The 243-nt window shown below is 58.4% G+C and carries 1 protein-coding gene; it reads right to left on the bottom strand.

Features of this window, described 5'->3' with window-relative positions:
- Positions 1-243 (bottom strand): hypothetical protein (locus AC1RPR_RS08080; RefSeq protein ID WP_481763449.1); only part of this gene is annotated, 243 nt, incomplete at both ends.

Raw genomic sequence — 243 nt, forward strand, 5'->3', positions numbered from 1 at the left:
AACTTCGGCAGGCGATTCATCTGCCTTAACTTCCGAAGCAGCTTGTTCGACAGCAGCCTCAGCAACAGGAGCTGCGACAGGTGCCGGCGTTGCGACCGCATCTGCGTCTGGATGGCCCGGGATCGTAGTAGGTAGCGTTTCCGGGTGACGGAGGCCAATGTCAAAGCTGTGGCCAATGACGCCGAATTGCTTTGCGAGGTACGAGCGCAGATGTGCGAAGTCCGCAGCGATCATGTGTTCGAC

This window comes from Dellaglioa sp. CoH-57-MRSF-22 (assembly GCF_056781895.1).